The sequence below is a fragment of the Pseudomonas sp. 7P_10.2_Bac1 genome (assembly GCF_025465935.1).
In the GTDB taxonomy this organism is placed as follows: domain Bacteria; phylum Pseudomonadota; class Gammaproteobacteria; order Pseudomonadales; family Pseudomonadaceae; genus Aquipseudomonas.
In genome coordinates, this window is sequence record NZ_JANLNV010000023.1 from 1 (window position 1) to 19633 (window position 19633).

At 56.6% G+C, this 19633-nt stretch carries 20 protein-coding genes; 6 read left to right on the forward strand and 14 right to left on the reverse strand.

Features of this window, described 5'->3' with window-relative positions; all coding sequences use genetic code 11:
• Positions 1-29: 29 nt before the first annotated feature.
• The 9 genes from msrQ to mrcB all read right to left on the reverse strand — a co-directional run bounded on the left by msrQ (position 30) and on the right by mrcB (position 9868).
• Positions 30-641: a protein-methionine-sulfoxide reductase heme-binding subunit MsrQ gene (gene msrQ, locus NTD86_RS04470; protein ID WP_262200967.1), complete on the reverse strand. Its 612-nt coding sequence runs from the start codon at positions 639-641 to the stop codon at positions 30-32.
• Complete coding sequence (gene msrP, locus NTD86_RS04475) at positions 641-1654, reverse strand: protein-methionine-sulfoxide reductase catalytic subunit MsrP (RefSeq protein WP_262200968.1); 1014 nt, start codon at positions 1652-1654, stop codon at positions 641-643. The genes msrQ and msrP overlap by 1 nt, the downstream gene beginning before the upstream one ends.
• A 63-nt stretch (positions 1655-1717) precedes the next feature.
• Positions 1718-2575 carry a CDP-diacylglycerol--serine O-phosphatidyltransferase gene (gene pssA, locus NTD86_RS04480; RefSeq protein ID WP_262200969.1) on the reverse strand — a complete coding sequence of 286 codons (858 nt, stop codon included), beginning with the start codon at positions 2573-2575 and terminating at the stop codon, positions 1718-1720.
• A 145-nt stretch (positions 2576-2720) separates the two neighbouring features.
• The gene (gene ilvC, locus NTD86_RS04485; RefSeq protein ID WP_262200970.1) at positions 2721-3737 is read right to left on the reverse strand and encodes a ketol-acid reductoisomerase; all 1017 of its coding nucleotides are present in this window, start codon (positions 3735-3737) and stop codon (positions 2721-2723) included.
• A 50-nt stretch (positions 3738-3787) separates the two neighbouring features.
• Positions 3788-4279, reverse strand: coding sequence for an acetolactate synthase small subunit (gene ilvN / locus NTD86_RS04490; RefSeq protein ID WP_019410366.1), 492 nt, complete (start codon positions 4277-4279; stop codon positions 3788-3790).
• Between the two features lie 2 nt (positions 4280-4281).
• Positions 4282-6006, reverse strand: coding sequence for an acetolactate synthase 3 large subunit (locus tag NTD86_RS04495; protein ID WP_262200971.1), 1725 nt, complete (start codon positions 6004-6006; stop codon positions 4282-4284).
• 431 nt (positions 6007-6437) lie between these two features.
• The gene (locus NTD86_RS04500) at positions 6438-6767 is read right to left on the reverse strand and encodes a YqcC family protein (protein WP_262200972.1); all 330 of its coding nucleotides are present in this window, start codon (positions 6765-6767) and stop codon (positions 6438-6440) included.
• A gap of 7 nt (positions 6768-6774) precedes the next feature.
• Positions 6775-7527 (reverse strand): tetratricopeptide repeat protein, encoded by a 753-nt coding sequence (locus NTD86_RS04505; RefSeq protein WP_262200973.1) that lies wholly within the window; start codon positions 7525-7527, stop codon positions 6775-6777.
• 16 nt (positions 7528-7543) lie between these two features.
• Complete coding sequence (mrcB, locus tag NTD86_RS04510; RefSeq protein ID WP_262200974.1) at positions 7544-9868, reverse strand: penicillin-binding protein 1B; 2325 nt, start codon at positions 9866-9868, stop codon at positions 7544-7546.
• 116 nt (positions 9869-9984) lie between these two features.
• Between mrcB and NTD86_RS04515 the strand changes: the two genes are divergently transcribed.
• The 3 genes from NTD86_RS04515 to NTD86_RS04525 all read left to right on the forward strand — a co-directional run bounded on the left by NTD86_RS04515 (position 9985) and on the right by NTD86_RS04525 (position 12491).
• Positions 9985-11541 carry an AAA family ATPase gene (locus tag NTD86_RS04515; protein ID WP_262200975.1) on the forward strand — a complete coding sequence of 519 codons (1557 nt, stop codon included), beginning with the start codon at positions 9985-9987 and terminating at the stop codon, positions 11539-11541.
• Positions 11542-11630: 89 nt separating this feature from the next.
• On the forward strand, positions 11631-11972 hold the full coding sequence (locus NTD86_RS04520) for a pentapeptide repeat-containing protein (protein WP_262200976.1): 342 nt from the start codon (positions 11631-11633) through the stop codon (positions 11970-11972).
• 246 nt (positions 11973-12218) lie between these two features.
• The gene (locus NTD86_RS04525) at positions 12219-12491 is read left to right on the forward strand and encodes a TfoX/Sxy family protein (protein WP_262200977.1); all 273 of its coding nucleotides are present in this window, start codon (positions 12219-12221) and stop codon (positions 12489-12491) included.
• A 233-nt stretch (positions 12492-12724) separates the two neighbouring features.
• Here the strand turns inward: NTD86_RS04525 and NTD86_RS04530 are convergent, their stop codons facing one another.
• The 3 genes from NTD86_RS04530 to NTD86_RS04540 are packed head-to-tail and all read right to left on the reverse strand — an operon-like array spanning position 12725 to position 15401.
• On the reverse strand, positions 12725-13495 hold the full coding sequence (locus tag NTD86_RS04530) for a heme ABC transporter ATP-binding protein (protein ID WP_410016951.1): 771 nt from the start codon (positions 13493-13495) through the stop codon (positions 12725-12727).
• The gene (locus NTD86_RS04535) at positions 13492-14475 is read right to left on the reverse strand and encodes a FecCD family ABC transporter permease (protein WP_262201084.1); all 984 of its coding nucleotides are present in this window, start codon (positions 14473-14475) and stop codon (positions 13492-13494) included. Before NTD86_RS04535 ends, NTD86_RS04530 begins: the two co-directional genes overlap by 4 nt.
• A gap of 50 nt (positions 14476-14525) precedes the next feature.
• The gene (locus tag NTD86_RS04540; protein ID WP_262200979.1) at positions 14526-15401 is read right to left on the reverse strand and encodes a hemin ABC transporter substrate-binding protein; all 876 of its coding nucleotides are present in this window, start codon (positions 15399-15401) and stop codon (positions 14526-14528) included.
• A 171-nt stretch (positions 15402-15572) separates the two neighbouring features.
• Between NTD86_RS04540 and NTD86_RS04545 the strand changes: the two genes are divergently transcribed.
• On the forward strand, positions 15573-15911 hold the full coding sequence (locus NTD86_RS04545; RefSeq protein ID WP_262200980.1) for a Rieske (2Fe-2S) protein: 339 nt from the start codon (positions 15573-15575) through the stop codon (positions 15909-15911).
• Here the strand turns inward: NTD86_RS04545 and sfsA are convergent.
• On the reverse strand, positions 15894-16601 hold the full coding sequence (gene sfsA / locus NTD86_RS04550; RefSeq protein WP_262200981.1) for a DNA/RNA nuclease SfsA: 708 nt from the start codon (positions 16599-16601) through the stop codon (positions 15894-15896). The genes NTD86_RS04545 and sfsA overlap by 18 nt on opposite strands.
• Positions 16601-17773 (reverse strand): pyridoxal phosphate-dependent aminotransferase, encoded by a 1173-nt coding sequence (locus NTD86_RS04555; protein WP_262200982.1) that lies wholly within the window; start codon positions 17771-17773, stop codon positions 16601-16603. Before NTD86_RS04555 ends, sfsA begins: the two co-directional genes overlap by 1 nt.
• Before the next feature lie 321 nt (positions 17774-18094).
• Between NTD86_RS04555 and dksA the strand changes: the two genes are divergently transcribed.
• The gene (gene dksA / locus NTD86_RS04560) at positions 18095-18538 is read left to right on the forward strand and encodes an RNA polymerase-binding protein DksA (protein WP_262200983.1); all 444 of its coding nucleotides are present in this window, start codon (positions 18095-18097) and stop codon (positions 18536-18538) included.
• Positions 18539-18634: 96 nt separating this feature from the next.
• Positions 18635-19531 carry a tRNA glutamyl-Q(34) synthetase GluQRS gene (gene gluQRS / locus NTD86_RS04565; RefSeq protein ID WP_262200984.1) on the forward strand — a complete coding sequence of 299 codons (897 nt, stop codon included), beginning with the start codon at positions 18635-18637 and terminating at the stop codon, positions 19529-19531.
• The last annotated feature ends 102 nt before the right edge of the window (positions 19532-19633 follow it).

Consider the following 19633-nt stretch of genomic DNA (forward strand, 5'->3'; position numbering starts at 1 on the left):
GAATTCCTGAGTCAAGCCTTAATTGCGTTTTATGTAACCACCGCTCTCTTCTTATATAGACGCGGGATCCGTCGCATCACCGCCGGGACCCGCAAGAGCAGAAGGCACGCACCTATAAAGGCATAGATCGACCACTCCTTCAGATCTGCACGCACAATCCAAAGCATGTGCAATAACCCCAGCCCCAATACCACATAGACCAAACGATGAAGCTTCTTCCAACTCGCCCCCATTCGTCTTTGGCTGAAACGATTGGATGTCACTGCCAGCGCCAACAGGCACAGAGCCCCTAAACTGCCGACAATAATATATGGCCGCTTGCTCAGTTCTACCCCCAACTGGGACCAGTCAAGCCCAAGCACAAAGAACAAGTAAGCACACAGGTGCAGCACTACGTAGGCGAAACACCACAGACCGATCTGACGACGGACCGCAATCCATCCTGGCCAGCCCGTCAGCTTTTGCATGGGCGTCATGCACAACGTCACTAGCAGCAAGATCAAGGTGCCAAGGCCAAGGCGATCAACCAAAACCTTCCCGGGGTCCGGCCCCAAGGCAAAACTCCATGCCTCATAGAGCCAATACAAAGGCCATATCCCCACGGCCGCAAACACACCAATACGCCAAAGTGGAAACTTCATCAGTAATTCTTCCGCAGATCCAGACCGGTGTAGAGAGAAGCCACTTCGTCCGCATAGCCATTGAACATCTGCGTATCGCGCACATTGGGGCTGAACAAACTGCTCGGTAGACGTCGCTCACGCGCTTGAGTCCAGCGAGGGTGATCCACTTGCGGATTCACGTTGGCATAAAATCCGTACTCATTGGACGCGATGCTCTGCCAAGTAGTTTTCGGCTGTTCTTCTACCAAGCTGATTCGTACGATCGATTTCACACTCTTGAAGCCATACTTCCACGGCACCACTAAACGCAGCGGTGCACCGTTCTGATTCAGCAGTTCACGGCCATACATGCCCACCGCCAGTATTGCCAATGGATTCATGGCTTCATCCAGACGCAGGCCCTCTACATAGGGCCAGTCAATCAACGCAAAATCAGAGCGCTGCCCCGGCATCACCTTCGGATCCTTCAACGTTTCAAAGCGGATGAATTTGGCTTTGGATGTGGGCTCAACTTGCTTAAGCAGCGCCGAGAGTGGGAACCCCATCCAGGGAATGACCATCGACCACGCCTCCACACAGCGCAAACGATAAATCCTCTCCTCCAGCTGATAAGGCTTCATAAAGTCTTCAAGGGCATAACGTCCCGGCTTACCCACCTCACCATCCACGACAACGGTCCATGGCTCGGTTTTCAAGCTCCCCGCGTTCTGCGCCGGATCGCCCTTGCTAGTACCGAACTCATAGAAATTGTTGTAATGCGTGGCATCCTTGAAAGGCGTGATCGCCTCCCCTTTGACCGTAATCGCTTGCCACTTGGTCTGCGGGAGCTTCTCTGTAAACCAGCCCGGTGCATGGCCCGGATCAACATCAGCGTAACGTGATGCATCATCCGCATTCGCCCAACGCGGCAGTGCGCTCACCGCCAATCCCGCAAGCGAACTGCCCAATAATGTACGGCGAGATAAATAGAGGGACTCAGGCGTAACGTCCGACTCTTTGCAGTCGGACGCTTTAGGCAACTTGATGAGCATGACAACTCCGCAGTATTGGAGGACTGATGCACCAATAGACTACGGAGTGTGGGAGAAATTACATCACTGGGCGTTTTTGTTACGGCGCAGATGCAATAAATATTGGATCGGGCCAGAGGCCGCATAGACCAGGAAAGCCAGCAACAAAATGCGCGGTGGATCACTGAACACTACAGCAAACACCAACACAACAGCCAGGATCGCCACGAACGGCACGCGGCCTTTCAAATCCAATTGTTTGAAGCTGTTGTACTTGATGTTACTGACCATCAGCATGCCTGCAGCAGCCACCAGCAAGGCAACCAGGAACGACATTTTAGAGCCCTGGATACCGTAGTCACTGAATGCCCAGACAATACCTGCCACCACACCCGCCGCAGCCGGGCTGGCCAGACCGATGAAATAACGCTTGTCCGCTGTACCGACCTGCGTATTGAAGCGAGCCAAACGCAAGGCCGCGCCCGCAACATAGATAAAGGCAACCATCCAGCCCACCTTACCCATGTCGCCCAACGCCCAGCCAAATGCCAAAAGCGCTGGAGCCACACCAAATGCAACCATATCTGACAAGGAATCATATTCAGCGCCGAAGGCACTTTCAGTATGGGTCATACGGGCAACACGACCGTCGAGGCCGTCCAGCAACATGGCGACAAAAATCGCAATGGCCGCAAACGCAAAATACTTGCTTGCCCCCGCCGCATCACCGGCGCTCATGGCGCTCTGAGCACTCATCGAGCTGATGATGGAATAAAATCCGGCAAACAGGTTTGCCGTTGTGAAAAGGTTCGGCAGCAGATAGATACCACGATGCCGGACTTTACGGCCTTCAGCGTCATGCCCTTCTTCGACATGCTCATCGATAGGCAGCAGGCTATCGGCGTCAGAGGCCGATTTTGGCTCTTCGGGACGTTCGCTCATGGACATTACCTTGCAACGATATGGAAAGTTTCAATAGAGGCTTGCAGACTCACCTTCACCCGCAAACGCTCCTGCTTTATACCAGAAGCCGCCGCTTAAACGAAAAAACGCGGCCTAGGCCGCGTTTTCTCAAGATCGTACAGACTTAGTTTTTGGCTTTGTCGACGATTTTGTTTGCACCGATCCACGGCATCATCGAGCGCAGTTGCTCACCGATGACTTCGATGCCGTGAGCAGCATTGTTACGACGCTTGGCGGTCATCGAAGGGTAGCCAGTAGCACCTTCGCTGATGAACATCTTCGCGTATTCGCCGTCCTGAATGCGCTTCAGAGCGTTACGCATAGCCTGACGGGATTCGGCGTTGATCACTTCCGGACCCGTCACGTACTCGCCGTACTCGGCGTTGTTGGAGATCGAGTAGTTCATGTTGGCGATACCGCCTTCGTACATGAGGTCAACGATCAACTTCAGCTCGTGCAAGCATTCGAAGTAAGCCATTTCTGGCGCATAGCCTGCTTCAACCAGGGTTTCAAAACCGGCTTTAACCAGCTCTACGGTACCGCCGCACAGAACAGCTTGCTCGCCGAACAGGTCGGTTTCGGTTTCGTCTTTGAAAGTGGTTTCGATGATACCGGTACGACCACCACCCACGCCCGAAGCGTAAGACAGTGCAACGTTTTTGGCGTTGCCCGAAGCATCCTGGTAGATAGCGATCAGGTCAGGGATACCGCCGCCACGAACGAATTCGGAACGTACAGTGTGGCCCGGCGCTTTTGGCGCGATCATGATGACGTCGAGGTCAGCACGCGGAACAACCTGGTTGTAGTGGATCGCGAAGCCGTGAGAGAAGGCCAGGGTAGCGCCCTTCTTGATGTTCGGCTCAATTTCGTTTTTGTACAGAGTCGACTGGAACTCATCCGGGGTCAGGATCATGACCAGGTCAGCTGCAGCAACAGCGCTGGCAACGTCAGTCACTTTAAGACCATGTGCTTCAGCCTTGGCAACAGTGGCCGAGCCTTTGCGCAGACCAACGGTCACATCCACACCGGAATCCTTCAGGTTGCACGCTTGAGCGTGACCCTGGGAGCCGTAACCGATAATGGCTACTTTCTTGCCCTGGATGATCGAAAGGTCGCAGTCTTTGTCGTAATAAACTTTCATGATTTTCCTTTATGTATCCAGGCCATTCAGGCCGTTAGCACTTGTAAGTTTTAGATGCTGAGAACTTTGTCGCCACGGGCAATGCCCGTCACGCCACTGCGAACTGTTTCCAGGATTGAAGCCGTACCAATCGACTGAATGAAACTGTCGAGCTTGTCGCTGGTGCCTGTCAACTGCACGGTATAAACACTGGCGCTGACATCCACGATCTGCCCACGGAAAATATCCGTGGTGCGCTTGATCTCTGCGCGCTGTGCACCGGTCGCCTTGACCTTGACCAACATCAGCTCACGCTCGATGTGAGCGCTCTCCGACAAATCCACCAGCTTGACCACTTCGATCAGCTTGTTCAGGTTTTTGGTGATCTGTTCAATCACCTCATCGTGGCCCACGGTGGTGAGCGTCAGACGCGACAAAGTCGGGTCTTCTGTTGGCGCCACGGTCAGGCTTTCGATGTTGTAGTTGCGTTGCGAGAACAGCCCGACAACACGAGACAAAGCACCGGGTTCGTTTTCGAGAAGCAAGGAAATAATGTGCCGCATGATTAAGTACGCTCCGTCTTGCTCAGCCACATGTCACGCATGGAGCCATCTTTGATCTGCATCGGGTAAACGTGCTCACTGGTATCAACCTGGATATCCAGGAACACCAGGCGATCTTTCATGGCGAAAGCTTCTTCCATTTTTGGTTTCAGATCCTTGAGATCAGTGATCCGAATACCAACATGGCCATACGCCTCAGCCAGCTTGACGAAGTCAGGCAGCGATTCCATATAGGAGTGCGAATGACGACTGCCGTAGTTCATGTCCTGCCACTGACGAACCATCCCCAGAACACCGTTGTTCAAGTTGATGATCTTGACCGGCAGGCCGTACTGCATGCACGTCGACAATTCCTGAATGTTCATCTGAATACTGCCCTCGCCCGTCACACACGCGACATCAGCATCAGGGAAGCTCAGTTTTACGCCCATTGCCGCCGGGAAACCGAAGCCCATCGTGCCCAGGCCGCCCGAGTTGATCCAGCGATTAGGCTTGTTGAAACGATAATACTGGGCAGCGAACATCTGGTGCTGACCCACGTCGGACGTTACGTACGCATCGCCCTTGGTAACCTCACAAAGCATCTCGATCACAGCTTGTGGCTTGATCTTGCTGCCGTCGCCCTTGTCGTAAGGGAACAACCCGCGGTCACCGCGCCACTCGTCGATCTGCTTCCACCAAGCGGCAACAGCCTCGGGATTTGGCTTCTCGCCGATCTCCTTGAGGATCGTAACCATCTCGGTCAGTACGCTGTCGACAGGGCCGACAATCGGCACGTCTGCCTTGATAGTCTTGGAGATCGAAGCCGGGTCGATATCGACGTGAATGATCTTGGCGTTAGGGCAGAACTTTGATGCGCCGTTGATAACGCGGTCATCAAAACGTGCTCCCACAGCCAGGATGACGTCCGCGTTGTGCATGGTCATGTTGGCGGTGAAGCTGCCGTGCATGCCGAGCATGCCAATGAACTGACGGTCAGTGCCCGGGTAGGCACCCAAGCCCATCAATGTATTGGTCACCGGAACGTTGAGCATTTTCGCCAGCTCGGTCAACGGTGCAGCACCGCCGCCCAAGATAACGCCGCCACCTGCGTACAGGACCGGGCGCTTGGCCGCCAACAGCATCTCGACTGCTTTGCGGATTTGCCCCGAGTGCCCACGTACAGCTGGGCTGTAAGAACGCAGCTTGGCTTTTTTCGGGAAAACGTATTCGAACTTTTCAGCCGGGTTGGTCATGTCTTTCGGGATATCGACCACGACCGGGCCAGGACGACCGGATTGCGCCAGGTAGAACGCCTTCTTCATGACTTCCGGAATTTCCGACGGATGCTTGATCATGAAGCTGTGCTTCACGATCGGCCGAGAGATACCGATCATGTCGGTTTCCTGGAAGGCATCGGTCCCAACCATAGTGCTAGGCACCTGACCAGAAATGACCACCATCGGAATGGAGTCCATGTAGGCAGTAGCAATACCGGTAATGGCGTTGGTAGCACCCGGCCCGGAAGTCACCAGTACCACACCGGCTTTACCGGTGGCACGGGCGTAACCGTCAGCCATATGGGTAGCAGCTTGTTCGTGACGAACCAGGATGTGGGTAACGTCCGGTTCCTTGAACAGTGCGTCGTAGACATGCAGGAGAGCACCACCCGGGTACCCGTAGATATATTTGACACCTTCGTCGCGCAAGAAGCGGACGACCATCTCACCGCCAGATAAAAGCTCCACGTTGTTCACCTCTAAAACGCCAGAATACCGCTCACAAAATACGAACGGGTCTTAATAGGTTTACTTCTCAGCAGAGCATGAGCGACGGTGGTCGCCGACTACGTCAGCACTGACTGAGCAAGTATTGGGAGCTCCCCAAGTATTGCGGGGTTTTCCCACCCAGCGCGAGGTAACGCGTTGCGGGTGTAACAGGTCGGCGCGGGTATGCGCCTCATGATCTGCTGAGAGGGTCTGCTTCTGGCAGTCCCTATACAGCGGTGTCTGGATTCTTCTGTTTCAGCCCCTCCAAGTCAAGCAATAATTGCGCTTTTTTCCAACTAAGCGCATGAGAACGCATAAGAAAGGGGCTTGAGAAGGGATAAAACTCGCCTAGATGGCGCAAAGCGGTAGAAATATGCGCAAGACTGCCGAAAAAACCGGCAGCCAGGCAATTAACGAGCGTCGACGATCAATTGGTCGAACTTTTTCAGCGCGGATCGCAGCCCAAGGCTCTCTTCAGGCTGCTCGGCATACACCATCTCGGCCATCTCCAAAATGCCCGAGGCATTAGGCAACGGAAGGTCCTGCTCAAGGATCTGCTTCATCCGGGTCAGGAAAATCCATTGCAGCCATTGGTGGAAGTCCAGCGTGTCAACCGAAAAAGGCTCGACACTGCTCAGTGCTTCAACACTGGGAGACACCTCGTCCCACCAGCCCTGCGCACGCAACTCCCGCTCAATCAGCAATAATTGTTCGGCAATCGCCGGAAAACGCTTATCCATCAGAAACTCACCGTGCTTTTTGACGGGCCAATGCAGCGCCAGCCGCATCACCTTGTTTATCTCGCGCTTGAGCGATCAAGCCCCACAAGCTCGCCTGCAAATCTGGGCGACCGCTCGCAAAGGACAACCCGCGACGGGCAAACTGCTCGGCCTGAGCCGCATCCCCTTGCGCCATGCGCACCTCTGCCAGGCGATAAAGCACTTGCGGCTCGCGCGGCGCCACACGCTGCGCACGCTCAAGACTCGAAGACGCGCCGTTCAGGTCGCCACTCGCCTGCTGCTGCTGAGCCGTAGTCAGCAACGCCAGGACTGGCCCGTCCAATTGCTCATCCGCTGCCAACCCACCGCTGTTAGACGGGATACCACTCGGCGTAACCGGGGCAGGCGCGGTATAAGTCGTTGATGGCGCGTAGCTGCCGGTACTGATCGGCGCTACTGCTGCCGGGCCAGTTGTAATAGGTCCTGGCGAAATAGGGCCCGGCGTAATCGGCTGGGTCTGGATCGGCGTCGATACGGCTGCACCGCCCCCCGGAATCATCACCACCACGCCCGAGTCCTGAGGAATCGCTTGTGCTTGTGCCTGGGCTGCACGCGGCGCCGAGGCCTGTGGATAATTATTCGTTGCGCGCTGCGCCGACACACGTTCGCTGTTCGACACAGGAACCCCAGAGTCGACCACAGGGATCGAGCCCTGTGGAACGCTGGCGCAACCATTGAGCAAAGCCAGGGCTGAAACAGCCGGAATCCACCACTTGTTCACGTCACACCCTCTTTGCTTAATTCAACCAGCCCTTGACCCAATCCATCACCGCCTCACCTGTTGCCGGCGCCTGCGCGCCACAACCGGCTCCAGCAGGCGGTTCACTGCCGCGAATATACGGCATCTGCACCGCACCAGGGCAGCTGGCATCAGACCCTTGCCCGGTATGCGGATCAATCCAGGCCTGAACAATATTGTCCGGTTGCGGCATATCAAGCGGTAACGGATCAGCCTTGCTCATAAAGCTGGTCCATACCTGCAAGGCTCCGCTCGCGCCGGTGAACGGGGTTTTACCGTTGTCATCGCGTCCCAGCCAGACCACTGCCAGCAGATCCTGGCTAAAGCCTGCAAACCAGCTGTCACGCGAATCGTTACTGGTACCGGTTTTACCCGCCAGCGTAAGATTTTTCGGCAATACGTTATAGACCGAACGCCCGGTCCCTTCTCGCATCACGTGCTGCATCGCGTTCTGGATCAGGTAGATGGACCCCGGATCGAAGCGCTGTTGAATCTGGAACGGATAACGCTTGAGCGGCTGACCTTCAGCCGTCAACACGCTGCGAATGCCGCGCATCGGCGTGTTGAAGCCTCCATTGGCCAGCGTCTGATACATCGTTGCCACTTCCATCGGGCTCAACGCCCCAGCGCCCAAAAGCATCGATGGGAATGCCGGGAAGTCACGCTCAACCCCTAGTCGCGCCAGCGTCTTGAGCACGTTAGGCACACCTACCTGCTGTCCTAGCCGAACGGTACCGAGGTTCAAGGAATTCATCATGACCTGATAAAGAAACATCGTGCCGTGAGAGCGGCGATCAAAGTTCTGTGGTGTCCAGACCTGACCATCGGCGCCTTTGATCGAGATCGGTTCATCCGACAACCAACTGGTCAGCGTGAACTGACTCGGACGCTCAAGTGCCGTCAGATAGACCGCTGGTTTGATCAACGAACCGATCGGGCGCACAGCATCCAGAGCCCGGTTAAAGCCGGCATAGCCCGGCAGACGGCTGCCAATCAATGCCTGGACTTCACCTGTTTCAGGGTTGGTAACCACCATCGCGGCTTCAACTTCGTCAGCGCCCTTACGACCACCCAGACGCTTGAAGGTGTCGCCCACGGCCGCTTCAGACTTCATCTGCAAGATCGGATCGAAGCTGGTGAAAATCCGCAGCCCCTCTTCGGTCAAGTCTTCGTCGCGATAGTCTTCACGCAGTTGGCGTTTAACCAGATCCAGGAAACCCGGGAACGAGCTGTCCGCCAGGCTGCCGCGCTTGGTCACACCCAGCGGCATCTTTTTAGCGGCTGCCACTTGTTCGGCGGTCGCAATGCCCTGCTGCTCGAGCAAGTCGAGCACCAGATTGCGTCGTTCCAGCGCACGCTCAGGGTAACGCCGCGGGTTATACGCAGACGGCCCCTTGACCATACCCACCAGCAACGCTACCTGATGCAGCTTGAGCTCAGACAATGGCTGACTAAAGAAGAACTGGCTGGCCAATCCAAAACCATGCACGGCGCGCTGGCCGTCCTGGCCTACAAACACCTCATTGAGGTACGCCTCAAGAATCTCGCGCTTGTCGTAATGCATTTCGAGCAGCAGCGCCATCATCGCCTCAGTCAGCTTGCGGCTGAGGCTGCGCTCATTGGTCAGGAAAAAGTTCTTGACCAATTGTTGCGTCAGCGTACTGCCGCCCTGACGCATTTGCCCCGACGAGGTGTTGACCCACAGGGCGCGGATGATCGACTTGGGCGACACGCCAAAATGATGATAGAAGTCGCGGTCTTCCACTGTCACCAGCGTATCAAGCAGATACGGCGGGACCTGATCGATATTGATGAGAATGCGGTCTTCGAGGTTTTTCGGGTACAGGCCACCAATCAGCAATGGCTCAAGCCGAACCACGGGCAATTTGGTGCCATTGGTCGAGGTCAGCTCCGACACATAATCGCCAGAAAAACGGACCCGCACCGGCTGTGCCTTCTCGGCACCTTCATAAAACTGGAAACCACGGGTGTTCAAGTCCACCGTGTTGCCATTCACCGAGGCTGCACCCGGGCCATTGGCCACACTTTCACGGCGATAGCCCAGCGCATCGAGTTCGGTCAAAAAGTCGTTCTTGCTCAGCTTCTGGCCGACGAACAATTCCAGCGGCCGGGCATACACCTTGGCCGGGATAGTCCAGCGCTTGCCGGAAAACTTCTCCTGCACGATGGCATCGAGATAGACAGCAAAACCTGCCAGCACAACCAGGCCGACGAGGCTGAGCTTAAGGGCCCAACCCAGCCAGGGCCGAAGGCCACCAGAAGGACGTTTGGAGCGGGAGCGAGGGGATCGAGTTCGAGTCATGGCGCGGGATTATACGCACTTTGTTCATGTTCAACATCCGCGTCCGGCGGTTTGCACGACCGCTGTCAACAGCCATAATGCCCCATTGAATTTTCCCGCCTTTAGAAGGACCGCCCGTGAGCCAGAACCTGATTGCCGCGTTACAAAATCCGAGCTTATACCCGCATGAAACTGACGGGTTTCAGGTTATCGAAACCCACATCTCCTGGGTCATCCTGACGGGTTCATACGCTTACAAAATCAAAAAACCGGTCAACTTCGGCTTTCTGGACTTCACCGAACTCAGTGGCCGCGAGTTCTTCTGCAACGAAGAACTGCGCCTCAACCAGCGCCTGACTGAAGGTCTGTACCTCGACGTATTGCCGATCACGGGCAGCGCAGACGCACCTCAACTGGACGGCCAGGGCCCAGTGATCGAATACGCGCTAAAAATGCGCCAGTTCCCTCAAAGCCAATTGCTCAGCACGCTTCAGACCAACGGCGAACTGACCACCGCGCACATCGACGAAATGGCTGTGCAAATCGCCCATTTCCATACCCATGCCCCGCATGTCCCGCTGGAACACCACCAAGGCACTCCAGACGCCGTGATGGAACCCGTGCGCCAAAACTTCGAGCAAATCCGCCCTTTCTTGTCAGATAAGGCTGATCTGCAACAACTTGAAGCACTTGAGGCCTGGGCAGAAGCCAGTTTCACCCGCCTCCATCCACTGCTGGAACAACGCAAGGCTGAAGGGTTTATTCGCGAATGCCACGGCGATATTCACCTGGGCAACGCCACGCTGATTGACGGCAAGGTGGTGATTTTCGACTGCATCGAGTTCAACGAACCGTTCCGTTTCACCGACGTCTACGCTGATACCGCGTTTCTGGCCATGGACCTTGAAGACCGTGGTCTGAAGTCCCTGGCTCGGCGTTTTGTCAGCCAATACCTGGAGCTGACCGGCGACTATCAGGGCCTTGAACTGCTGAACTTCTACAAGGCCTACCGCGCCCTCGTACGCGCCAAGGTCAGCCTGTTCAGCATGCCGGCAGAGGCCAGCGCCGTGCAGCGCGCAGCCACGCTGAGGCAATACCGCAACTACGCCAACCTTGCAGAAAGCTACAGCACCATTCCTTCACGCTTCCTGACCATTACCCACGGCGTTTCGGCAGTGGGTAAAAGCTCGGTTGCCATGCGACTGATCGAGTCACTGGGCGCTATTCGCTTGCGCTCCGATGTTGTTCGCAAGCAATTGTTTGGCGAGCAGGCCGGCGACAACACCGTCGGCCATGGCATTTACAACGCTGATGCCACTATCAAGACCTATGACAAGTTGCACGAACTGGCTGGCATCGTGCTGCGCGCGGGCTTCCCGGTAGTCATTGATGCCACCTACCTCAAACGCGAGCAACGCGACGCCGCGGCAAAAGTGGCTGAAGCCACGGGCGTACCGTGCCTGATCCTCGATTGTGTCGCGCCAGATGCGGTAATCGAAGGCTGGCTGACGCACCGCAAGAGCCTCGGCAACGACCCCTCTGACGCGACCATGGAGGTTGTCAAAGCCCAACAAGCCAGCCGTGAGCCGTTAGAAGCAGATGAAGTCCTGCGCAGCAAACGGGTTGAAACCAACAACAGTAAAAGCCTGGACACTCTGATCAGCGACATCCGCCAGCGCCTGCCCGGGCTATAAATGCCTGCGCGTGCCGCGAAATGCAAAGGTTTCGCGGCACGCCAATAGTGGCACTATAATATTGATGTACAGCCATCAGGAGACGCCCCATGAGCCGCCCTGCCTTGCTTTCATCGGCGCTCTACACGTTACTGCATGAAGATGACATCACCGGGTTTAACCAACAGCGCCCACCCGGCCACATTGATATGCGCGGCGGCGATTTTCGCGGGCTGGATTTGCGCGAGTTAAATGCGGACCAAGTGGATTTTACCGACGCTTATTTCCGCTCTGCCGACCTGCGCGGCCTAGATTTACGCACCGCCTGTATCGAAGGCGCCAGCCTCGCCCATGCGCAGATATCCGGTGCGTACTTTCCAGTCGAACTGACAGCCGACGAGATTCTGATGTCGGTTAATTTCGGCACCCGACTGCGCTACCGAACCAAATAAAACAAATACGACATGCCGCCAACGCCTGCCAGGCGTTGGTGCATGGCGACTGCGAACTCAAAATATCGCTCTAGCGCAAGCGTTTGCGCGACTGCCCGGCATCTCCTTAACGCCTTCCCCTTCACTTTTTGCACATGCTTGTTCCAAAAACGACTAACGCGCAGCGACTTTCTTATCAACCGCTACACTTCAGTACACCTGTTTCGATTGATAAGCGCTGAGCTCACGCCGTCGCAAGGAGAGCTGATGCAAGATGAACTCCAGCACCTAAAGAACCTCGGCAAAACCTCGGCGCAATGGCTGCATGCTGTTGGTATTCACAGCGCTTCGGAGTTAAGGCGCCGAGGTGCTGTCGAGTCGTACCGAGCAGTCAAGAAACGGGGGTTCCGTGCGTCCAAAGTGCTGCTTTATGCCATTGAAGGCGCACTGCTGGACATTCACTGGAACGATATCCCGCCCGAGAGAAAGGCATTCCTGAATGCGCAGGTTGAGGATTTGTTCAAGCCGAAAAACAGCTAGAAAACACCGTTTATCGGGGTCGTAAAAAAAGCTGAAAAACAGTTGTTGACTTGAAAATGAGAATTGTTATTATTACGCCATCTGGTCGCGAGGCCAGTCGATCTTCTGGAAGGCCCTTGGTTCGGACTCTCAGAAAATCTCCTCATCAGGCTAATCACGGTTATTTGACCCGGCTCTTGCCGGGTCTTTTTTTGCCTGCAAAAAGCGCCAGCCCGACGGCCTGGCAGGCTCACTCAACGCGCAATAATCACCGGATGCCCCAACTCGGGATGTGGCTGCACCAACACATCCAGGCCAAACACGTCTTTTAGCGCCTCAGGTTTGAGCACCTCCTGCGGGCTACCCAGTGCACGTGGATAGCCGTCCTCGAGCAACAACAAGCGATCGCAGTAACGCGCCGCCAGATTCAAGTCATGAAGAATGATCAATACTGCCGCCCCGCGATCGGCAAAGGCACGAATGGCTTTCAACGTTGTGTGCTGATGCAAGGGGTCCAGCATTGAGGTCGGCTCGTCGAGCAGCAACGTCTGCCCGTTTTGACCCGGCCATAACTGCGCCAGCACCCGCGCAAGGTGAACCCGCTGCCGTTCGCCACCGGACAACGCAAGATAGCTGCGCCCAGTCAAATGCCCAACATCGGCAGCCTCAAGAGCCGCGCAGATAATCTCGGCATCGCGAGCCGTACCGGTCTGGTGCGGCAAACGGCCCATACCGACCACCTCTTCAACTCGAAAGGCGAAATCCAGGGTCGAGGTCTGTGGAAGCACGGCAAGTCGCTGGGCACGCTCAGCCCCCTTCCATTGACCCAAGGCTTGCTGATCCAGCAAGACCAGCCCTTGTGTCGGGGACAGTTCACCGCATAACGCCGCCAACAGAGTGCTTTTACCTGCACCGTTAGGCCCTAAAACACCCAACACTTCGCCCGGCCTGACCTCAAGGTTGATGTCATTGAGCACTTGTTTGGCGCCGCGGTTAATCTGCAAGTGTTCTGTACGCAGCATCAGTGGCGGCCTCGCAACAGCAAGTAAAGAAAAAACGGCGCGCCTATAAACGCAGTGACAATACCAATCGGCATTTCAGCGGGCGCCAATGCCAAACGGGCGATCAGGTCAGCAAACAACAGCAAGCAGGCACCCGCCAGCACCGACGCAGGCAGTAACACTCGATGATCAGGCCCTGCCAGCAATCGCACGAGATGCGGTACCACCAACCCGACAAATCCGATCATCCCCGCCGCAGCCACTGCCGCCCCAACGCCCAGTGCGGTACAAAACACCAATTCACGCTTCAGACTTTCAACATTGATGCCCAAATGACTGGCTTCAGACTCGCCCAGCAACAATGCGTTAAGTGCCTTGGCCCGACGTGGCAACCACAGGGCAACGCCCGCAGTGACAAACAGCAGAGGCCACAAACGCGCATAACTGGCCCCGTTCAAACTCCCCAGGTTCCAGAAGGTCAGGGTGCGCAATGTCGCGTCATCGGCCAGATACGTGAACAAACCCACCGCTGCCCCCGCCAAGGCTGTGAGAGCGATCCCCGCCAGTAGCATCACGGCCACGCTGGTTTGCCCGTTGCGTCGCCCCAGTCGATAGACCAGCGCCGTTACGCCCAACCCGCCCAGAAATGCACAAAGCGAAAGCAGATACGGCCCCAATGAATCCGGCAAGCCACCTAATGCCGAGCCGCCAACAATCGCAATCGCGGCGCCCAGTGAAGCACCACTGGATACCCCCACCAAGCCAGGGTCAGCCAAAGGGTTACGAAACAATCCCTGCATCGCAACGCCGGACAACGCCAGCACGCCGCCCACTGCCAGACCGAGCAACGTGCGAGGCATACGAATTTGCCCCACGATCAATTCAGCCTGCTCCAGCCCATCACCATGAACCGGCAAGCCGATCAGGCGAAGGACCGCCCGCAAAGTGTCGAACAACGGCAAACTCACTGGACCCAACGCCAGCGACAACCAAATTGCCAGCAGGCACAGCCCACTTAGCCCGATAAATAACGGACGTGGTTTAACCAATGTCCTCATGGGTTGGCCGCAGCCGCGGAGTAAAAGTCAGCACTCAATTGTTTCAAGCTGGCCGGCAAGCGCGGGCCCAGGCCGCCCACCAGAAGGGTTGGGTCCAACTCATAAATGCGCCCCTCCTTGGCGGCCTTGAGCGAAGCCAGAATCGGATTTTCCTTCATCAGCGCCTTACGCGCCTCGTCGCCTGTCAGGCTGCGGTCTGCAAACACCAGCACATCCGGGTTCAAACCAGCCAACGCTTCTACCGAAAAGGTCTTGTAGCCCTCGTGAGTGGCCAGGTTGCGACCACCGGCTTGAGTCAGCAGCCAGTCGGCCGCGGTGTCCTTGCCGGCGATCAGCGGCTTGCCACCCGCATGCCCCAACAACAGCAACACGCCAGGCGCCTTGTGATTCGTTTGTAGCAGCTTGACATGCTGTTGTTGCTCATCCAGCTGTTGCTGATAAGCCTTGAGCACTTGCTCAGCTTTTGCCTCATCACCCAACAGACGGCCTAAATGCGTGAGCGTGGCCTCAAGCGTGGGCAGGTCGGCTTCGGCCGAGAACATCTCGACCGGCACGCCCGCATTACGAATCTGTGCCAACACCGGGGGTGGCCCCATTTCCTCAGTGCCGATCAAGACATCCGGCTTCAGGCTCAAAATCCCTTCTGCCGACAACTGGCGCTGATAACCGATACTTGGCAGGGATTTAAGTGTCTCTGGATGTTGACTGGTGGTATCGACCCCAACCAATTTAGACTCCGCCCCTAAAACACTGACCCACTCCGACAGCGCGCCCCCGGCACTGACCCAGCGTTGTGGCAACTCGTCAGCCAGGCTGACATGACTGATCATGAAGCCTGCACAAAGCATTATCAGGCGGGTACTCAGGCGCATACGGGGCGTTCCTTGGTAAGAGGGCTCAACGGAGCAACGACAGTGCCGCCAGTCAAACAGCACATTATGAAGCGGCCCGCCATTTGATAATTGTTTGCATTTGCACGTCAACCTCTTAACTCGTACCAACGAACGTATCGACGCCCCCATCAGGGTTCATTAAGGATTGTAATGAAGTTTGTATGCCCCTCAGAGGCACTGGCCGAAGGGAGCAGCCTCGGCTTCGAACAGGACGGCTGTCGCTGGTTCTTGGTTCGCCGGGCAGGCCAGGTTTATGCCTATAAAAATCGCTGCCCACACCGCGGCGTGCCGCTGGAATGGCAGGAGAACCAATTCCTCGACCCCAGCGCCAGCCTGATCCAGTGCGCGACCCATGCCGCATTGTTTTTGATTGAAAGCGGGGAATGTGTGGCCGGGCCTTGCGCCGGGCAGTTTTTGACCGCCCTTGGCTGCCATGAAGACAACCAAGGGATCTGGCTTACAGAGCCGAAATCAGAGGATCACGTCTAATCGACGATCAACCATCACCGCCTCAGGCGTCAGACTGACCCCATACGCCAGTACTTGTACGCCTGCTGCCACGGCTTCACGCAAGGCCGCCGCGTAGCCGGGATCAATCTCTTGCGCCGGGCGCACGGCATCAATTGCGGTCAGGTTGACGCAGTACAACTGCACCGCACGCACGCCCTCACGGGCCAGACTGGCCAATTCACGCAGGTGCTTGGCGCCGCGCTGGGTGACCGCGTCTGGAAACGCAGCCACTGACGTGTCATCAAACCCCAAGGTGACACTTTTGACTTCGACAAAGGCAAAACCATCGGGGTACTCCAGTCGGAAATCAATTCGGCTGTTTTCCTGCCCATAGGCGACTTCACGCCTGAGCGCAGTAAAGCCATTGAGTTCGGTGATCACCCCGGCCAACAGCGCTTCTTCGATCAACCGATTGGCACGCCCGGTGTTCACACACGCCAGGCGCCCTTGTGGGGTTTCACTGATCTCCCAAGTACCCGGCAGCTTGCGTTTGGGGTCGTTGGAGCGACTGAACCAGACCTGCCCGCCTTCAACCATGCAATTGAGCATTGAACCGGTATTGGGACAGTGGATCGTGAGCAACTCGCCGCTGGTCGTTTCGATGTCTGCCAGAAAACGCTTGTAACGCTTGAGCAAGCGGCCTTCTTCAAGGGGTGGAGAGAACTGCATCAGTGATTCCAACTCTGCAGACCACGAGCAATTCGCTCAACGGCTTCCTGCAGCCGCGGCAAACTCTGGGTATAGGCAAAGCGCACATGATGCCCGGCCTGATAGCGGCCAAAGTCCAGGCCTGGGGTGAAGGCAACGTGCTCGGTTTCCAGGAAATGACGACAAAAGGCGAAGGCATCATCACCGAACGCACTGATATCGGCATACAGGTAAAACGCACCTTCCGGCTCGACAGCAATGCCGAAACCCTGCTCGCGCAAGGCCGGTAACAAAAAGTCTCGGCGGCGCCCAAACTCGGCACGACGTTCTTCGAAAATGGCCAGCGTTTGCGGCTCGAAACAAGCCAGCGCTGCGTATTGCGCCATGCTCGGAGCGCTGATGTAGAGGTTCTGCGCAAGCTTTTCGAGGTCAGCAACGGCTTGCGGCGGCGCTACCAGCCACCCCAGGCGCCAGCCCGTCATGCCGAAATACTTGGAGAAGCTGTTGAGCACAAAAGCGCTGTCATCCACCTCAAGCACGCTGGCGGCATCACAACCGTACGTCAGGCCGTGATAAATCTCGTCCACCACCAAATGCCCGTTGCGCGCCTTCACCGCTGTCGACAATGACGCCAGTTCATCGCGGCTCAATACCGTGCCGGTCGGGTTGGCCGGAGACGCGACCAGCGCGCCCACACTGTCTTGATTCCAGTGGCGCTGGACCAATTCGGCGGTTAATTGATAGCGAACATCAGGCCCCACCGGAACCAATTGCGCGGCCCCTTCAACCAAGCGTAAGAAATGTCTATTGCATGGGTAGCCTGGGTCTGCCAATAACCAGTGTTTTCCCGGGTCAACCAGCAAGCTACTGGCTAATAGCAACGCGCCAGAGCCGCCAGGGGTTATCAGAATGCGCGAAGGGTCAATGTCCAAGCCATAGCGCTGCTGATAAAACCCGGAAATCGCTTCCCGCAACTCCGGCAGGCCGCGAGCCGCGGTGTAACGCGTTTTGCCCGCTGCCAAGGCCGCCTGGCCGGCTGCGATGATCGGCTCGGCCGTGGTGAAATCCGGCTCACCAATCTCCAGATGAATCACATCGTGCCCCGCGGCCTGCAGTTCGTTGGCTCGCGCCAGCAGCGCCATCACGTGGAACGGTTCGATCGCGCGACTGCGCGCACTGTAAGACTGAGCCATGAGCCTGCCTTCCTGGGTAAGCAAAATTGCGATTCTACCCAAGCACTGTCATAAGGGAGAGCGAAATAGGGTTTTAGACTGTTCTCGAGTAGAACCAAACGGCGTGAGCCTCGGTCATAGCTCGACGAAAATATTAATTGGCCACTAATCTTAAGCCCCACAGGGTTTGCACACGATTGCTGACAACAGGCTAGACAACCGGGAGTAGCGCGGTCCGATTTGATCTGGTAAGTTCGCCCGCTTGCAGCCGCAGGACCGGCAGGTGTCGGTAACGTTGCAATCCTGCGCAATGGATTAGAAGAATGAGAGGCGGTCCATTTCATGCCCACAAAAGCACAGCAACAGAATACTCAATCGCTTAGCGGCTTCGAGCCCTACGTTGAAAAGCCGGGTGAAGAGTACATGGGCGAGCCTATGCGCAAACACTTCACCAAGATTCTGCAGAAGTGGAAGCAGGACTTGATGCAGGAAGTCGACCGCACCGTTGATCACATGAAAGACGAAGCGGCCAACTTTCCAGACCCGGCGGATCGTGCAAGCCAGGAAGAAGAATTCAGCCTGGAACTGCGTGCCCGAGACCGCGAGCGCAAGCTAATCAAAAAGATCGACAAGACCCTGCAACTGATCGAAGACGAAGAGTACGGTTGGTGCGAGTCGTGTGGCGTCGAGATCGGTATTCGCCGCCTTGAGGCACGCCCCACTGCGGACATGTGCGTAGACTGCAAGACCTTGGCTGAAATCAAGGAAAAACAAGTCGGCAAATAATCGCCGGCTTGACCAAATGGGGCGTGCGAACGCCCCATTTTTGTTTCTGGATTTACATATTGACGTGGCCCGCTCCCACAAAAAATGCATGCCCCCATGACAGCCTCTCCAAACCCCTCCTACATCGGACGCTTTGCCCCGACGCCCAGCGGTCATCTGCACTTTGGCTCACTGGTGGCTGCCCTCGCCTCGTATCTGGATGCGCGCTCTGTAGGCGGCCGCTGGTTGTTGCGCATGGAAGACCTCGATCCGCCGCGTGAAATGCCGGGCGCCCAAGCCGCCATTCTGGATGCCCTGCAGCGCTATGGCTTTGAATGGGACGGCGAACTGGTTCGCCAAAGCGATCGCCATGAAGCGTACGCCCAGGTAGTGAACCGCCTGTTCAGCCAGGGCTTGGCCTATGCTTGTACCTGCTCACGTAAACAACTCGAAGGCTATAACGGGATTTACCCAGGATTGTGCCGCAATGCCGGCCACTCGATGGAAAACGCCGCCATACGCCTGCGAGTACCTGAGCTTGAGTACGCCTTTGAAGACCGTGTCCAGGGCACATTCCGCCAGCATTTGGGACGCGACTCAGGGGACTTTGTGATCCGCCGCCGTGACGGGTTGTATGCCTACCAACTGGCGGTGGTGCTTGATGATGCCTGGCAAGGGGTAACCGATATCGTGCGCGGCGCCGACCTGCTCGACTCCACACCGCGTCAGCTCTATATGCAGGAACTGCTCGGGTTGTCGCAACCTCGCTACCTGCATGTGCCGCTGATCGTGCAACCCGATGGCCACAAGTTGGGCAAGTCTTACCGTTCGCCACCCCTGACGCCCGAACAGGCGTCACCCTTGCTGCTTCGTGCCCTGCGCGCATTGGGTCAGGCCCCGGACCAAAGCCTTAGTGAAGCCAGTGCGCGTGACATCCTCGATTGGGGCATTGCGCACTGGGATGCCGGGCTGATCCCGCGCACGCTCACCCTGGCAGAAGCGCAATTACGCTGACAGCGCTTGCAGGTTGTCAGCCATCCGTTACCATCGCCGCACGTTTTTAGGGCATGCGGCCAGCAAAAGTGAGGGCAGGATGTATATCTATCGATTGGTCCT

What these genes read in the sequence shown, in the direction of transcription:
- NTD86_RS04520 (WP_262200976.1), top strand. Translation starts at nt 11,631, where the DNA reads ATGAGCCGCCCTGCCTTGCTTTCATCGGCGCTCTACACGTTACTGCAT.
- gluQRS (WP_262200984.1), top strand. Translation starts at nt 18,635, where the DNA reads ATGACAGCCTCTCCAAACCCCTCCTACATCGGACGCTTTGCCCCGACG.
- NTD86_RS04540 (WP_262200979.1), bottom strand. Translation starts at nt 15,401, where the DNA reads ATGCGCCTGAGTACCCGCCTGATAATGCTTTGTGCAGGCTTCATGATC.
- NTD86_RS04525 (WP_262200977.1), top strand. Translation starts at nt 12,219, where the DNA reads ATGCAAGATGAACTCCAGCACCTAAAGAACCTCGGCAAAACCTCGGCG.
- msrQ (WP_262200967.1), bottom strand. Translation starts at nt 641, where the DNA reads ATGAAGTTTCCACTTTGGCGTATTGGTGTGTTTGCGGCCGTGGGGATA.
- NTD86_RS04555 (WP_262200982.1), bottom strand. Translation starts at nt 17,773, where the DNA reads ATGGCTCAGTCTTACAGTGCGCGCAGTCGCGCGATCGAACCGTTCCAC.
- ilvC (WP_262200970.1), bottom strand. Translation starts at nt 3,737, where the DNA reads ATGAAAGTTTATTACGACAAAGACTGCGACCTTTCGATCATCCAGGGC.
- msrP (WP_262200968.1), bottom strand. Translation starts at nt 1,654, where the DNA reads ATGCTCATCAAGTTGCCTAAAGCGTCCGACTGCAAAGAGTCGGACGTT.
- ilvN (WP_019410366.1), bottom strand. Translation starts at nt 4,279, where the DNA reads ATGCGGCACATTATTTCCTTGCTTCTCGAAAACGAACCCGGTGCTTTG.
- pssA (WP_262200969.1), bottom strand. Translation starts at nt 2,575, where the DNA reads ATGAGCGAACGTCCCGAAGAGCCAAAATCGGCCTCTGACGCCGATAGC.
- NTD86_RS04500 (WP_262200972.1), bottom strand. Translation starts at nt 6,767, where the DNA reads ATGGATAAGCGTTTTCCGGCGATTGCCGAACAATTATTGCTGATTGAG.
- mrcB (WP_262200974.1), bottom strand. Translation starts at nt 9,868, where the DNA reads ATGACTCGAACTCGATCCCCTCGCTCCCGCTCCAAACGTCCTTCTGGT.
- sfsA (WP_262200981.1), bottom strand. Translation starts at nt 16,601, where the DNA reads ATGCAGTTCTCTCCACCCCTTGAAGAAGGCCGCTTGCTCAAGCGTTAC.
- NTD86_RS04545 (WP_262200980.1), top strand. Translation starts at nt 15,573, where the DNA reads ATGAAGTTTGTATGCCCCTCAGAGGCACTGGCCGAAGGGAGCAGCCTC.
- dksA (WP_262200983.1), top strand. Translation starts at nt 18,095, where the DNA reads ATGCCCACAAAAGCACAGCAACAGAATACTCAATCGCTTAGCGGCTTC.